The sequence below is a fragment of the Paenibacillus sp. MDV22-iso6 genome (assembly GCF_058408365.1).
This window is the reverse complement of sequence record NZ_JBZVDZ010000013.1, coordinates 20,388-34,766: the sequence shown is the minus strand read 5'-3', so window position 1 is coordinate 34,766 and position 14,379 is coordinate 20,388. Positions and strand designations below refer to the sequence as shown.

The following is a 14,379-nucleotide window of genomic DNA, read 5'->3' as shown; positions in this document are numbered from 1 at the left end:
ATTAAACCGGTTTAATTGTATCTACATCTGTACATAAAGGGTTTATTTCGTTAGGGAGGTGAGCGCCAACCAGAGCATATTCAGGCAAGTTAATGGCAAATCCAAACGTGGAGGGGTTTAGCTTGAAAAGGAAAATCAACTTGTTAATTGTTCTTGTCCTAATCACGACATTACTAGGGGGATGCTCTGCATCTTCGTCTAACAACGAAAATGAGGAATCAACAGTGAAAGAACCTGTTGTTACGGACAACAGTGCCAAAGAAGCCCCGATGCTGGCAAAGCTTGTCGATGAAGGTAAATTGCCTGCCCTGGCTGAGCGCCTGCCGGCTTCCAAAGACATTATGGTTGAAGAGGTCGTCGAGGAAATCGGGCAATATGGTGGGGATTGGAACATGCCTTGGACTGGTGTTCCTGATAAGTGGGGGATAGGCCAACCGACAGAGGAAGCACTGTTTCGTTTCAACAAGGAAGGAAACAAGGTTGAGCCGAACGTAGCCAAGAGCTATGAAGTGAATGATGATTCCACCGTGTTCACCATCCATTTGCGAGAAGGCATGAAATGGTCCGACGGTGTTCCTTTCACAGCGGATGATGTTCTCTTTTATTGGGAGCATATGTTGACCAAAGAGACCTTTGGTAAAAAGATCTATGACGCTTATTATTCCGTTGACCCTGTTACCGGGGATAGAGCGTTGGCTGAAGTGAAGAAGGTAGATGACTACACGTTTACCGTAACTCACAAATATCCAAGTGTGCTCTTTCTGGAACGTGTGGCCATCGATAACAAGTGGTTCTTCGCTCCTGCACACTTTCACAAAACCATTCTTCCTGAGTTCGTAGGGGATGCCAAAACATTGGAGATTACGAAGCAATGGGGCTATGAAGATCCCAAAGTATTCTTGATGGAAACCGGGTATACGGATTGGCTGCACTACCAGATTCCTACACTCCGGGCATGGGTGCCAACCAATGATCCTAATGGCGATCAGTTTGTCATGGAGCGCAACCCGTACTACTGGAAAACAGATAAAGAAGGTAAACAGCTTCCGTATATTGACCGGATTGTAGCGACTAAGATTCAAGATCCGAGCCAAAAGGTACTTGGAACGCTTGCCGGCGATTACAACCTGGTGATTTTTGATTCCAAAGACTTCACGGTACTGAAAGAGAATGAGAAAAAAGGTGACTACCGAATCATCCCTTGGACACAACCAGCTTGGTCCAGCGCGGGAGTACAGTTAAACCAGACTACGGAAGATCCGAATCTCCGCAAACTCTTCCAGGACATCAAGTTCAGGGAAGCACTCTCCATTGGGGTGGATCGTAACCAGGTGTCTGAGATTGTGACCAGTGGGCTGGGAGAACCGATTCAAGCTTCTGTACCGGAAGGCGTAATGGGCTATCAGGAAGGGTGGGCCCAGCAGTGGGCGGAATACGATCCTGAACGCGCTAACCAAATTCTTGACGAGTTAGGTTTGAACAAGCGGGATAAAGACAACTTCCGTCTGAACCCTGATGGTTCCGAGTTGACGCTTACGGTGATTGAGAGCACGACTGATACAGCACCATTCCTTGAATTGCTTAAGAAATATTACGAGGATATGGGTCTGCGAACGAACCTGAAAGTGGTTGACGGAGGTACTCATTTTGATATGAAATATGCCAACAAGATTCCGATGACTACCGAGAATATTTCTGTCGTCAACGTAGCCTTCCGACCGGATACCATGGTTCCGCTCCGTGTGATCACACCATGGTTCGGCCATTACGGCTTATACAGTCAATCTGGCGGCAAGGAAGGTGTCAAACCTGAAGGGGATGTCGCTAAAATCCTTGAGTATTGGGAAAAAGTGAAAGCAAGCAAGACACTGGATGAAATCAATCAGTATAGCAATGAGATCGTGAAACTGCACCAGAAGAATCAGTGGGTAATCGGATATGCGGGACCAACTCCGGTGCTGATTACAGCCTCGAATAAAATTCATAACATCCCTACGGATCTTATCTGGTCCGATGAGTATCGCTCGCTGGGTCAAGGCCATCCGGCACAATTTTTCATCAAGCAATAGCTGGTGAAGCATTCAGGTAAACAATAGTGAGGAAGGGATTTATCCTTGCTATTGTTTCCTTTTGTATCATTCACGCGGTGCAGAGGAGAGGAATAGATGTTTGAATACATTTTAAAACGAATCCTGTTGGCCATTCCTGTTGTTGTTGTGATCTCCTTTATCGTCTTCTACATTATTCAATTGCCACCTGGCGATTACGTATCCTCCTACTCGGCCAAGATGTCCGCTTCCGGCGATATCATGACCCAGGCTGAGATGAATGACATGCGGGCGAATCTGGGACTCGATCGGCCAATCTATGAACAATACTTCGTTTGGGTAAAGAAAATAATCCTGCATGGAGACTTTGGTTTCTCATTCAACTACAACAAACCGGTGATGGCGGTGATCCAGCAGTATATGGGACTGACTCTGGTCGTCTCGCTGGTGACAATGGCTTTCCATTATATAATCGCGATTCCGGTTGGGATCTACACGGCGGTAAAGCAGTATTCTGCGGGCGATTATTTCTTCTCCGGCCTGAGCTTTATCGGAATGGCAACGCCCAACTTTTTGTTAGCCATTATTCTCATGTTCTTTTCCTATAAGTGGTTCGGTAATCCATTGCTCGGCTTATTCTCCAACGAATACGTGAATGCGCCGTGGTCCCTGGACAAGGTAAAAGACTTAATGCAGCATATGGTGATTCCGGTTATTGTTATCGGACTTTCGGGTACTGCGGATCTGATTCGTATCATGCGCGGACAAATGCTCGATGAGTTGAACAAACCGAATGTTATTACTGCCCGCGCCAAGGGCTTATCAGAGATGCAAATCCTGTTCAAGTATCCGACACGTGCAGCCTTGAATCCTATTGTGAGTACCTTTGGCTGGTCACTGTCCTCCATCTTTACCGGCGCTACCATTACAGCAATCGTATTGAACCTGCCGATTCAAGGGCCAGTTATGCATAATGCATTGCTCGGTCAGGACATGTATCTTGCTGGAACCTTTTTATTGATCATGGCTTTGCTGACGGTTCTCGGAACATTGATTTCCGATATTTTGCTGGCTTGGCTTGATCCCAAAATACGTACAGAGTTCAGAGGATCCTAATGATGAGACCACTACCGTTATTTAAAGGTCAAAGGCCGGCAGTCCCAGTTACAGCAGCACCAAAAGAAACTGTATACAGCTCGCAGTGGCGGCTGATATATCAGAAATTCAAGAAACACAAGTTGGCCCGGATCAGCATGTACATTCTGGGCGCATTTTACATCATCGCACTGTTCGCACAGTTTATCGCGCCGTATGGGCTGCAAAGCTATGACAGCAAATATGTGAATGCCCCGCCAATGGGACTTCGATTCGTTGATGCGGACGGCAAGTTTCACATCAAGCCGTTTGTATATGAATTGAAGAGCGAGCGTGACCCCGAAACATTGCGTAAAATGTTTGTCCCGGATACCGAAAAAAAGCATTTCTTCAAGTTCTTTGTAAAGGGAGAAGAATATAAGTTTCTTGGTCTGATCCCCATGTCGACGCATTTGTTCGCTGTAGATGAGCCAGGGCGGATATTCCTGCTGGGTACGGACGGTATGGGGCGTGACCTGTTCTCCCGGATCGTGCTGGGCAGTCAAATCTCACTAAGCATCCCGCTGGTCGGCGTAGGCATTAGCTTTATTCTGGGTTTGATTATTGGAGGCATCTCCGGTTATTTTGGCGGCTGGATTGATTCCATGATACAGCGCATCATCGAAATCATACGTTCCTTTCCGACGCTGCCGTTGTGGATGGCACTATCCGCTGCAATTCCGCCACGTATTCCGGTCGTGACCATGTATTTATACATCGTTATCATCTTCGCATTTATTGGCTGGACGGATCTGGCACGGGTGGTCAGAGGCAAGTTCATTTCGTTGAAGAATGAAGATTATGTAATCGCTGCAAAGATCGCTGGTGTAGGAGACGCAAAGATTATTGTCAAACATCTGCTGCCAGGCTTCATGAGTTATTTAGTCGTGGCGACAACCCTGGCGATTCCGAGCATGATTCTGGGTGAGACGGCTATGAGCTTTCTCGGTCTGGGCGTTCGTTCGCCGGCAACCAGTTGGGGTGTGCTGCTTCAGGAGGCGCAAAAAATTGAAAATGTGGCCCTGTATCCATGGAAGCTCATTCCACTCGCTTTTGTCATTCTGACTGTATTGACCTATAACTTCATCGGCGATGGTTTGCGCGACGCGGCTGATCCGTACAAAAAATAATTGTCCAAATACTAGGCAAGCGAGGGGATAGCATGGCAACTCAAGCTGTTGAGAAGGAGCAACCTTTACTGTCCGTTCAAGACCTGAAGATTCGGATTCAGATGGAAAATGGCGTCATGAATGCCGTGGATGGAGTCGACTTCAATATATACAAAGGCAAAACCCTTGGACTTGTAGGGGAATCGGGCTGCGGCAAAAGCCTGACAAGTCGATCGATCATCAGCATCAATCCCAAGGAATGTGAAACGAGTGGAACAATCACTTACAATTCCGACTCTGAATCGACTCTCCATGGTCTGAATCTTTTGTCTCTTAAGCCGACGGGCAAGCAGATCCGCTCCATCCGTGGGCGCAAAATCTCGATGATCTTTCAGGAGCCGATGACGGCCTTCTCTCCGATGTATACCATCGGGAATCAAATCATGGAAGCGATTCGAATTCATCAGACGAGGAATAAGAAAGAGGCCAAAAGAATCGCGTTAGAGATGCTTAGCAAAGTCGGGATTTCCGATCAGGCCAAGCGTTTCGATCAATATCCGCATGAATTCTCGGGAGGTATGCGTCAGCGGGCGATGATCTCCATGGCATTGTCCTGTAACCCCGAAATTCTGATTGCGGATGAGCCTACGACAGCGCTTGATGTGACTATTCAGGCTCAGGTACTCGAACTTATGAAAAGCCTGCAGGCGGAGTTTGGCATGGCCATTCTGCTGGTGACCCATGATCTGGGTATTATCGCCGAGATGTGTGATGAGGTTGCGGTGATGTACCTCGGAAGAATTGTTGAGCAGGCTCCAATGAGGGAAATCTTCAACAATCCGAAGCATCCCTACACGAAAGGGTTACTTAAATCGATGCCTAGACTGGGAGGGAATAAAAGCAAACGGCTGGATTCCATCGAAGGTTCCGTTCCGATGCCGATCAACATGCCTCCAATGTGCGGATTCTATGATCGCTGCAAGGATAGAATTGAAGGCGTATGTAATCAACAAGTTGTACCGAAAACCGCGATTTCCGACCAGCATATGGTCAGATGTTTCTTGTACGCGGACCAGAGAGAAGGAGAAGCATAATGACCAAACCCATTCTTGAAGTCCTCAACCTGAACAAAAGCTTTCAGGTCAAATCCAAAAAAGCCCTGTTCAAAAAGCCTAAACCCATTCATATTTTGAATGAAATTTCATTTGAACTCCTTGAAGGGGAGACGCTCAGTATTGTCGGGGAATCTGGATGTGGAAAAACGACGCTCGGACGCTGTATCGTTAGAGGTGTGGATGCTTCTTCAGGCAGTGTAGTCTATCATGCGGAAGATGGAAAAGAAGTGAATTACCTAAACTTGAAGGGCAAAGAGATCAAAGCATATCGCAAGGATATCCAGATGATTTTTCAAGACCCGTATTCCTCACTCAGCCCCCGGATGAGCGTATTCGATATTATCGCCGAACCGCTGATTGCGAACTTTAAGCTGAGCAGGGCTGAGGTAGAAGCGAAAGTGATGGAGATTGCCGAGAAAACAGGTCTGAATGTAGGTTACCTGAAACGTTACCCACATGCATTTTCGGGAGGACAGCGGCAGCGGATAGCCATTGCGCGTGCGCTGATTACACAACCCAGACTGATTGTCTGTGATGAAGCGGTCTCTGCGCTGGATGTATCGATTCAGGCTCAGATTATCAACCTGCTCAAAGATTTGCAGGAGCAATTCAAGATCACATATATCTTCATCTCGCATGATCTTTCCATCGTACAGAACATTTCCGACCGGGTAGCAGTTATGCATCTGGGCAGAATTGTGGAACTGGCGACAACGGAATCATTGTTCTCGAATCCTCAGCATCCCTATACGGAGGCGCTAATGTCAGCCGTGCCCCAACCGAATCCGGATTTTAAAAAAGAACGAATTATACTGGAGGGGGAAGTACCGAATCCGGCCAATCCGCCAAGCGGCTGTCATTTTCATCCCCGATGCTCGTATAAGACGGATAAATGCATCCAGCACGTTCCTGAACTCCGTGAAGTAGGATATAATCATTTTGCTGCCTGTCATTATGCAGAGCAGCTTCAGCTTCGCGGCGTTCCAATCGAGACTGAGGATGAGATGCAATCCAGGACATCCTAACCAACGACATGAACCTGACGATACCATCAGTCATCTTTGAACTCGCGAGCACGAAATCGAACTAGTGTTGAGGAGAGGTTGTTCCTAATGGCAAAGATTGATGATGTAGCCCGTCTGGCGGGTGTATCCAAGGGAACGGTATCCAACGTATTCAGCCAGAAAAGGCCAACGAGCAAAAAGGTAACCGAGAAAGTACTGCAAATTTCGAAGGAATTGAATTACGTGCCGAATCATATTGCAAGAAGCTTGGTTACCAAGAAAACAATGGCGATCGGGCTTACGATTCCGCACGGCAAATTCTTTTTCAGCGTGTTCCATAATCAGTTTATCAATGGTGTCATTCTGGAAGCTTCCAATTACGGATATCGGGTGCTTCTGGATATGATTGCTGCCGAAGAGGTGAAGACACCCTCACTTGCGAGCTATCCTATTGACGGGGCTATTGTGCTGGGGCCTACAGAAGAGGATGACCGGATCAATCTGCTGTATCAGCATGACATTCCGTTTGTCACGATTGGCAAAATCATTAACAAGGGACTTCAGGGTGTATCTACCGTCAATAATGATAATAAACAGGTCATGCGCGATATTTGCGATTATTTGCTTGGACTGGGGCATCGGAACATCATGTTTCTGAACGCCGGGGAGCAGATGACGGTTTCCATTGAGCGGTCGGAAGAGTTCGTCAGGGTACTGCAGGAACATGGTGTGACGATCCAGCCCGGAATGATCCATTACAAACCAGGTATTCATTCAGACAAGTATATTAAATACGGCTATGATGAGACACTTCATAATGTGAAGAACCCCATGGGCAGGGTTACGGCCATTATTGCAGATGACGACCGTACTGCATTTAGCGCTCTTAATGCCATTAACGACGCGGGTCTTCGTGTGCCGGAAGATATCTCATTGTTTGTCATCTGCGGTGATCAGTCCATGATGCATCAGGTAAGACCTTCTTTGACGGGAATGGATCTGCAACCATCTGAGCTGGGTGTTCAGTCGGTAAGGTTGCTTATGCATAAGCTGGGTATTCTAGAGGGATCGTACGAGAATAACAAGATTGTGCCTAGCAAAATCATAGAAAGAAACTCTTGTTCCTCGATCAAGAATTAGCAAGAATGAGTTTCGGATGTCGTGAGGTTAAATATGATAACGTTTACATCCTGGATGGGCAATTCTGTACCTTTTGAATATTATGTTCGAATTCTGATCAGTGCTGTGCTTGGGCTGTTAATCGGATTCGATCGGACCCATAAGAACAAACCGGCAGGCGTAAAGACGTATACATTTGTCACGGTCGCTTCTGCGCTCATTACAATCGTATCCATTGAGAGTGTTGAAGTGTACGGACAGCTGCATAACCGAACGATGATGGACCCAATGCGTCTGGCGGCTCAAATCGTCTCGGGCCTTGGCTTTCTCGGAGCAGGGCTCATTATGAAGGCCGGATTTGAAGTGAAAGGTCTGACATCTGCAGCAATGATCCTATTTGCAGGTGGGGTCGGTATTGGCACGGGCGCCGGTTTCTACGGAATTGTGACCTTTTCGATGGCGGTAGCTTTCTTTTTCATCCGGGTTGGGGGTTGGATTGAGAAGTGGGAGCACAAGAAGCTGGTGGCAAAGGAAGAAAAGAAAGACTTGAGTGCTTAAATGGTTGAGTATTTTCTGCAAACGAATAAGCGTATTCGATAGAAAGTTTTGAATACGCTTATTTTATTCAAATAACGAAGAATGCATAGTTATCCCAATCCTTATCTAGAACACTAATTTATAAATTACATAACCTATCATCAATAATATAATGAGGATTCCAGTGCCTTTCCATCCCAACCCGCCAACTAAATCTGAGAAGCTTCCAAATTGAGCACGATTTATGCTATCACCAAACGTACCCATGGGGTTTCCCTTTAATTCTTCTTGTCTCAAATGTTCTCTCTTTTCTTCGCGTGTATCTTCTCGGAAATCCATGTAACCACCCCTGAGATTTAATTTTTTTTGGTAAACAGAACCTATATTCAAAAAGAGCACAGGTGATCCGGATAAGTCAGGAACGCTTTGTGCTCTTTGCTGTATTCAAATGATGTAGGACTTATGGTTAGATGCTAAGATCAAAATTGGGCTCACACATATAGTCGATCGGGTAGAGATCGTCTCTCGCCGAGATTAATGCACGGAGCTGAAGGTAGCGATGATGGGGCTGTTCCACAACACCACCGATAGAATAGGGGACAAGATCGGCTACAACGAAAACATCATCTGCATGGTTACATTTGAAGATTACGTTGTTCGGGTTACACACTTCCTCCATATAACTGTAGGTCATGACATGGAAGGAACGTGCTTTCCAATTCGTCTTAATCACTTTATAGGACTGTGTCCGTACAAGATCAAGGTAACGATTCAGTGCAAAGGTATGCTCGAACTGAGTGATGTACCCCTTTTTATCCACATCAATCGTAAATTCCACATCATAACTTACGTGAAACTCTTCCTGGTACGTTCCCTTCATCATCTTCATCGCATCAAAGTATGATCCGAATTCGGGATCTTCCATATAGGGAATGGCAATGAGTTCAGCGTTAACGTGATGAGTAATCTCGCTGTTGCTTGAAACACCCATATTAAACTTGGTAGGTTGAAGATCAATTGACCCAATCATGTTCCCTGAGAAACCGGGACTGCAACTTATTCGCATAGTCATCTCCTTCGTTGTTAGTTAATCATTAGACGAAAGAATGAAGGTAAAGTTGCACCAGAATAAGGAAACTAAGGCTGGTTATGCATGAACCCATTTCCAATCGTCTTGCTCTTTTGATACAGTATTTATAGTAAAACCCGGGAGGATATATTGTATATGGAACAATCGCTTCAGGAACTGCTGCGCAATGCGCGTGCGGAGGAGAATACCTTTTTGTACATGTTGCACGAGGAAGCGCGCATCGACCAGTTGTTATTCTGGAAGTATGTGAACAGTATTGTGGAATTGACCCGTCTTACCGCGGACCAGCCGTTGGATCGGGAAATGGCGAGCGCCGTTAGCTTCACGTATTCCAAAATCATGGAGCATCTGCAATGGCATCATTCGGATCGGGATGTGTACGAGATCCAACAGTTTCCCTATGAATATGCAAATCTCATGGTGGATTGTCTGGGCAGAGTGGTTGATGGTTTCTTTAAGGGCATCGTGCTGGAAGAAGAGAGATTTGACGAGGAGTTTCCAAATCCGGCCTCCACAGGGGAAATGGCAGAAGAGCAACCAGCCGTTTTGCAGCTGGGATATTATAAACAAAATACGAATGTGCACGCGATCGGTTTTCGAGAGGAAGATGGGACGTACCGAATTGTTTTGAATGAAGAAGAGGATCGGGAGCTTTTTGATTCCAAGCTGAGCCGCCGAGAGGTGGAGGGAACGTATCTCTTCATGGCTCCGGATGCCAGCAGCGCTCACCAATTATTTCATGAATGGGTGATGGGTAACCACACTCCATATCGTTCTGCACTTGATCTGAAAGGAGCCCATTCCATGAATGTGAAAGATAACTTGATTGAACAGCAGTCCCTAACTTTCGTAGGCATCAAAAGAACGTTCTCTTGTGTGGATGGCGAGAATTTGAGAGAGATTCCAAAGATGTGGCAGGAAGCTTTGGCGGACGGAATAGAAGATCGTTTAAACGAGTTTAATAACGGGGCCGTCTCCGGTTTGGTCGGCATTTGTATAGATCAGAGGGAATTACACAGCGATCAAATGGAATATTGGATCGCAACCTCACACTCCGGGGAAGTGCCTGAGGGTTTGTTTTCAATAGAGATTCCCGCGTCCCACTGGATGGTGTTCGAAGCCGATGAATTGGCGCCAGAAGCGATACAGCGGTTGTGGAAGTATATTATAAGCGAATGGTATGGAGCGACCCCTTACAAGCACGCGGGAATTCCGGAACTTGAGGTATACCGAGGTCAGGGTCTTCCTCCTCAAGTATGGATACCTGTTAAACCTTTGTCGTGATTTAACGCATAACAGGCCTGGTTATATCGTTATATAGATAAATATACTAGTACCAGAGGGTTTACTCATCATGGCTGCAGCATGTTCGATTCATTAGGAGGCTTAATATGTTATCCAATAAAGTGATTGATTATTGTCAAAATCAGGGCTGGTGGCATGAAGATGTGCCAGCAGAGTATGAAGAAGCTTTACGTAAACTGGGTATTGATCTTGAATCTGAGTTTGCACATTTTTATTTGCATGCTGATGATGGTCCGACCTTTTACAGCAGACATCAGGAAATCTATCAGATCTGCTGGGTTATGGAAAACACCGTTTATGTGGAGGACATGACGGTGGCTCAACTCACATTGGGATTGCCAGAAGCCTACATCCCACTGGACAGCTTTGAGGGAGAGGGTGGGTTCTTTTATAACCGTCAAACGGGAGATGTGGCTCTGGTGGAGCTTGGTGAGTCGATCGAACGTTTCCTGAGCGGTGAAAGTACACCGCAGTGGGCGAGCTTCAATAGCTTTCTGGAATGGTATTTCGAACTGGAGGAGGAGGTTACGGAGTGAAGGATCTGACACCGGAACATCCCGAACTGGAGAGACAAATTATTGAAACGGTAGAAGCAGGCAATGTTCTGGATGAAACCCAGCAGCATGAGCAAGCCCTGATCTATTATGACCAGGCTTGGGGGATGTTGCCCGAGCCGAAGACCGACTGGGAAATAGCAAGCTGGATCGCTTCCTGTCACGTGAATGCACATATGGACTTGGAGCAGTACGCACTGGCGAAGCCGTGGGCTGAATTAGCATTGCAAACCCGAGGTTCGGATATTAATACCGGGCCGTGGATTGAGCTGGGTGTAGTCTGCATGAGGCTAGAGCAGCATGATGAGGCTTTTGCAAATTTGGATCTGGCGTATGCATATGGCAAGGAAAGAGCGTTTCAAGGCAGCCCGCGTGACGTTTTGCAATATTATAAGGAACAAAAGGCGAAGCGTGAACGAAACTGATTCTATTGGATTACAAAAAGAAAAGGGTACCCTGTCTACCAGATCATTGGCTGTGGGGTACCATTTCTTGTGTTTGACTACAAGATCATACCGGAACGGAGGGGGCAGAAAGAATCTGGAGAAGCGAAGCGTTCACCTTTATCACCGGATTTCTCCCTAATAAAAAGGGATAAAAGAAATCTGGGGATAACAGTGATCGGAAGATTGTTCTGCCACTGTAGTGGTAAAGTATGATCCTTCACCAAGTTAATCTTTCGATCCATAAGGGAAAAATTCATCTACGAGATCCTGCGGCGATATGGACACAAAGACGTGATCCAGGTCGGTTTTGCTAGCGAAATCCATGATGTCTCCCGTATAATACCGTGGATCAATCAGATAAATCTCAGACACGACAGTCGACAGGAAGGAGATCATCGGCACTGCGAGAGAGTCCTTGATGAACAGTACCTTGAGTCCGTTCGGTTTGTCTTTGTTCACCACATGAACGATTCCCTGATTTCCGTACAGGTACGTAAAGTACTTATCAGCGGTTAGATCATAGGTAGCTCCTTGCACATTCAGCGGATAGGTCGTAAGCAGAGCATCCTCAAAGCGGCCGTTCAATGTGGCTTCCGTCTCGCCGGTTTTGAAGTAAAAGGAATAGTCCGTTTTGAACTTCGGATAAATTAGATCAAAGTCATCGTCACCAGCAAAGTATTTCCCGGCTTTTCGACCCTGTGATCCAATGAAAATGTCCTGATACGGAACCACATTATAGTTATTTAAGTCCGTGAAATAATGATCCGGGTCCAGCGGCTTGTCGTACATGCCGTCCAGATGATTCACGAGCTGGCCGAAGGCCCAGAACGCGGTCTTGATTTTCCAGTGGTGATCCGTGGTGAAAAAGAGATCCTTTGCCGGAATACCACTTTCCAACAGCCCTTCGCGCAGATCCACCGTATCAATGCCATCCTGCTTGAGATTGGCCAGAAAGCCATCGGCGGTTTCGTTGTTATAATTGTAAGGAATGCCTTCCGGGAACTGCGTATACCCACGTACGTATTTGTCTGGTGTCATCACATAGGTCAGCTTTGTTTTGGGGTCCAAATGTGCTCCCAGCGCTGCAACTCGATCCGACAGATCTTTCGTATCCGTTGGCCCTGTAGCGAAGTAGGTATAGTGCAGCTTGCCTTCCATGTCTTTTACGACTTCGAAGTTGTTCTCCTCGTTCTTCCACATGAGTGACTGCATATATCCGTACGCTTCCACGAAGCCGAACTTATCGAAGACATGTTCATTAATGTCGTTATCCAGTTCGTGAATCAGTTCTTTGGCTTCAGAAAAATGGAAGTCCGCTGAAGCCAGCGTCTTTTGGATCGGCCCGAAGGATTGAATAATGTTCAGAACAGAGAATGTCACGAGCACGAGAATGAAGAGGAAAGCCGTGATTCTCTTTTTGGCAAAAAAGTTGTGCATGGTTGTGCCTTCTCTCAGAAATTGAAATAAATAAACGGATTGTATGTACCTTTGACCAGATACGATACACAGACCAGGAATAAAACGATGATCGTGACCGGGTACACCAGTTCCAATGGTTTGCTGAAACGGGCGCCGTCGACCATCAGTTTGTTCATTCGCGGGGCAATCGGCATGCAGAACAGAATACCGAGGATGAAGAAGAGTGCGTACTCTTTCAGGAACATCCAGGTTGTATCACTCCAGAATCCATTGCCGTACAGTCCGAACATGTTGCCCAGATAGTTGCCAGCTTGCAGCAGATCCGGTGAACGGAAGATCACCCACCCGATGACCACAATAAACATGGCATAGAGATGCCGCAGCGGGTTGAAGCGGGTACCTTTATCAAAGTTAGAGATTTTCTCCAATGCAATGAATGCGAAGTTAATCAATCCCCAGACTACAAATGTCCACTCCGCACCGTGCCACACGCCAGTCAATCCCCAGACGATGAGCAGATTGCGAATCATTTTATCCTTGTTGGTGACACGTGATCCCCCGAGTGGGAAATAAACATATTCCTTGAACCAGGTGCCAAGCGAGATATGCCAGCGGCGCCAAAATTCAGTGATGGACCGGGAGATATACGGATATCTGAAGTTCTCTTCGAACTTGAACCCGAACATGAGGGCGAGACCAATCGCCATATCGGAGTATCCTGAGAAATCAAAATAAATCTGCAACGTATAGGCGATGGCTCCAAGCCATGCCAGACTTGCTGGAATATCTGAGGTGCCACCCATGCTAAAGATGTGATCGGCGACAATCGCCATGCTGTTGGATAACAGCACCTTTTTCCCCAGACCGACAATGAAGCGGCAGCAGCCCAGTGCGAACTTGTCCCAACTTTCCTTACGGTTGACCATCTGATCGGCAATTGTGTTATAGCGCAGAATCGGACCGGCAACGAGCTGAGGGAAGAAGGAAATATAAAGCGCGACATAAAAGAGATTTTTTTGCACAGCACCATGTCCGCGATACACATCGATGACGTAGGAAATTCCGTGGAAGGTGAAGAACGAGATCCCTAGCGGTAACGCAATATTCGGGATATTTAGGCCAAAGCTTGTATTCTCATTCACAATACGCAGTGCAAAAGCCATGTATTTAAAGACGAACAGCATACCCAGATTGACGATAAGCATCAACGTAATGATGGTGTAAGCGGCATTCCGTCGTTCTCTGAACTTGTCCACAAGCAGGGCGAAGATATAGTTGAAACAGATGGAGGCCAGCATGATGAGGACAAACCACGGTTCACCCCATGCATAGAAGAACAGGCTGGCAACCAGCAGCAGCATGTTTTTGGCCGTAATCGAGAATCTCAGTATGTAATACAGCCCCAGCACAAGCGGCAGAAAATAAAATAGAAAGATTACACTGGAAAAGAGCACTGCCTTTCCTCCTTGAGGATCATATAAGGGAGCACGTTGTATCAA

Annotated in this window: 14 protein-coding genes; 10 read left to right on the top strand and 4 right to left on the bottom strand. The window is 46.5% G+C overall.

The window, feature by feature from the left end; all coding sequences use genetic code 11:
* Positions 1 to 122: 122 nt before the first annotated feature.
* From AC4PM4_RS27585 to AC4PM4_RS27555, 7 genes are all read left to right on the top strand, one after another.
* The gene (locus AC4PM4_RS27585) at positions 123 to 2,069 is read left to right on the top strand and encodes an ABC transporter substrate-binding protein (RefSeq protein WP_491615023.1); all 1,947 of its coding nucleotides are present in this window, start codon (positions 123 to 125) and stop codon (positions 2,067 to 2,069) included.
* 96 nt (positions 2,070 to 2,165) lie between these two features.
* Positions 2,166 to 3,164: an ABC transporter permease gene (locus AC4PM4_RS27580; RefSeq protein ID WP_491615022.1), complete on the top strand. Its 999-nt coding sequence runs from the start codon at positions 2,166 to 2,168 to the stop codon at positions 3,162 to 3,164.
* Entirely contained in the window at positions 3,164 to 4,312 is a 1,149-nt protein-coding gene (locus AC4PM4_RS27575) for an ABC transporter permease (RefSeq protein ID WP_231952914.1), read from the top strand. Before AC4PM4_RS27580 ends, AC4PM4_RS27575 begins: the two co-directional genes overlap by 1 nt.
* 32 nt (positions 4,313 to 4,344) lie before the next feature.
* A complete protein-coding gene (locus AC4PM4_RS27570) occupies positions 4,345 to 5,385 on the top strand; it encodes an ABC transporter ATP-binding protein (RefSeq protein WP_063567158.1) in 1,041 nt (346 codons plus the stop codon).
* Entirely contained in the window at positions 5,385 to 6,431 is a 1,047-nt protein-coding gene (locus AC4PM4_RS27565; RefSeq protein ID WP_072735653.1) for an ABC transporter ATP-binding protein, read from the top strand. Before AC4PM4_RS27570 ends, AC4PM4_RS27565 begins: the two co-directional genes overlap by 1 nt.
* An 87-nt stretch (positions 6,432 to 6,518) precedes the next feature.
* Complete coding sequence (locus tag AC4PM4_RS27560) at positions 6,519 to 7,550, top strand: LacI family DNA-binding transcriptional regulator (protein WP_400349208.1); 1,032 nt, start codon at positions 6,519 to 6,521, stop codon at positions 7,548 to 7,550.
* A gap of 33 nt (positions 7,551 to 7,583) precedes the next feature.
* Positions 7,584 to 8,087 carry an MgtC/SapB family protein gene (locus tag AC4PM4_RS27555; protein ID WP_079697238.1) on the top strand — a complete coding sequence of 168 codons (504 nt, stop codon included), beginning with the start codon at positions 7,584 to 7,586 and terminating at the stop codon, positions 8,085 to 8,087.
* Positions 8,088 to 8,192: 105 nt separating this feature from the next.
* Here AC4PM4_RS27555 and AC4PM4_RS27550 read toward each other — a convergent pair whose 3' ends face one another.
* Together AC4PM4_RS27550 and AC4PM4_RS27545 are read right to left on the bottom strand one after the other, a co-directional pair.
* Entirely contained in the window at positions 8,193 to 8,405 is a 213-nt protein-coding gene (locus tag AC4PM4_RS27550) for a DUF6366 family protein (protein WP_491615020.1), read from the bottom strand.
* 127 nt (positions 8,406 to 8,532) lie between these two features.
* Positions 8,533 to 9,057, bottom strand: a complete 525-nt coding sequence (locus AC4PM4_RS27545; RefSeq protein ID WP_491615019.1) for a hypothetical protein — start codon at positions 9,055 to 9,057, stop codon at positions 8,533 to 8,535.
* Between the two features lie 234 nt (positions 9,058 to 9,291).
* Here AC4PM4_RS27545 and AC4PM4_RS27540 point away from each other — a divergent pair, with 234 nt between their 5' ends.
* The 3 genes from AC4PM4_RS27540 (at position 9,292) to AC4PM4_RS27530 (ending at position 11,440) form a co-directional block, all read left to right on the top strand.
* The gene (locus tag AC4PM4_RS27540) at positions 9,292 to 10,440 is read left to right on the top strand and encodes an effector binding domain-containing protein (protein ID WP_491615018.1); all 1,149 of its coding nucleotides are present in this window, start codon (positions 9,292 to 9,294) and stop codon (positions 10,438 to 10,440) included.
* Between the two features lie 107 nt (positions 10,441 to 10,547).
* Positions 10,548 to 10,997 (top strand): SMI1/KNR4 family protein, encoded by a 450-nt coding sequence (locus AC4PM4_RS27535; RefSeq protein WP_063567163.1) that lies wholly within the window; start codon positions 10,548 to 10,550, stop codon positions 10,995 to 10,997.
* On the top strand, positions 10,994 to 11,440 hold the full coding sequence (locus AC4PM4_RS27530) for a hypothetical protein (protein WP_079697240.1): 447 nt from the start codon (positions 10,994 to 10,996) through the stop codon (positions 11,438 to 11,440). The genes AC4PM4_RS27535 and AC4PM4_RS27530 overlap by 4 nt, the downstream gene beginning before the upstream one ends.
* A gap of 246 nt (positions 11,441 to 11,686) precedes the next feature.
* On the opposite strand, the gene AC4PM4_RS27525 is transcribed toward AC4PM4_RS27530, so the two are convergent.
* Both AC4PM4_RS27525 and AC4PM4_RS27520 read right to left on the bottom strand, forming a co-directional pair.
* A complete protein-coding gene (locus AC4PM4_RS27525; protein WP_491615017.1) occupies positions 11,687 to 12,898 on the bottom strand; it encodes an alginate O-acetyltransferase AlgX-related protein in 1,212 nt (403 codons plus the stop codon).
* Positions 12,899 to 12,912: 14 nt separating this feature from the next.
* Entirely contained in the window at positions 12,913 to 14,334 is a 1,422-nt protein-coding gene (locus AC4PM4_RS27520; RefSeq protein ID WP_491615015.1) for an MBOAT family O-acyltransferase, read from the bottom strand.
* Positions 14,335 to 14,379 lie beyond the last annotated feature (45 nt).

Bases quoted from the DNA above. Each gene is read 5' to 3' on its own strand.
- AC4PM4_RS27540 (WP_491615018.1), top strand. From the start codon at position 9,292: ATGGAACAATCGCTTCAGGAACTGCTGCGCAATGCGCGTGCGGAGGAG.
- AC4PM4_RS27570 (WP_063567158.1), top strand. From the start codon at position 4,345: ATGGCAACTCAAGCTGTTGAGAAGGAGCAACCTTTACTGTCCGTTCAA.
- AC4PM4_RS27565 (WP_072735653.1), top strand. From the start codon at position 5,385: ATGACCAAACCCATTCTTGAAGTCCTCAACCTGAACAAAAGCTTTCAG.
- AC4PM4_RS27535 (WP_063567163.1), top strand. From the start codon at position 10,548: ATGTTATCCAATAAAGTGATTGATTATTGTCAAAATCAGGGCTGGTGG.
- AC4PM4_RS27580 (WP_491615022.1), top strand. From the start codon at position 2,166: ATGTTTGAATACATTTTAAAACGAATCCTGTTGGCCATTCCTGTTGTT.
- AC4PM4_RS27550 (WP_491615020.1), bottom strand. From the start codon at position 8,405: ATGGATTTCCGAGAAGATACACGCGAAGAAAAGAGAGAACATTTGAGA.
- AC4PM4_RS27575 (WP_231952914.1), top strand. From the start codon at position 3,164: ATGATGAGACCACTACCGTTATTTAAAGGTCAAAGGCCGGCAGTCCCA.
- AC4PM4_RS27560 (WP_400349208.1), top strand. From the start codon at position 6,519: ATGGCAAAGATTGATGATGTAGCCCGTCTGGCGGGTGTATCCAAGGGA.
- AC4PM4_RS27555 (WP_079697238.1), top strand. From the start codon at position 7,584: ATGATAACGTTTACATCCTGGATGGGCAATTCTGTACCTTTTGAATAT.
- AC4PM4_RS27545 (WP_491615019.1), bottom strand. From the start codon at position 9,057: ATGGGTGTTTCAAGCAACAGCGAGATTACTCATCACGTTAACGCTGAA.
- AC4PM4_RS27525 (WP_491615017.1), bottom strand. From the start codon at position 12,898: ATGCACAACTTTTTTGCCAAAAAGAGAATCACGGCTTTCCTCTTCATT.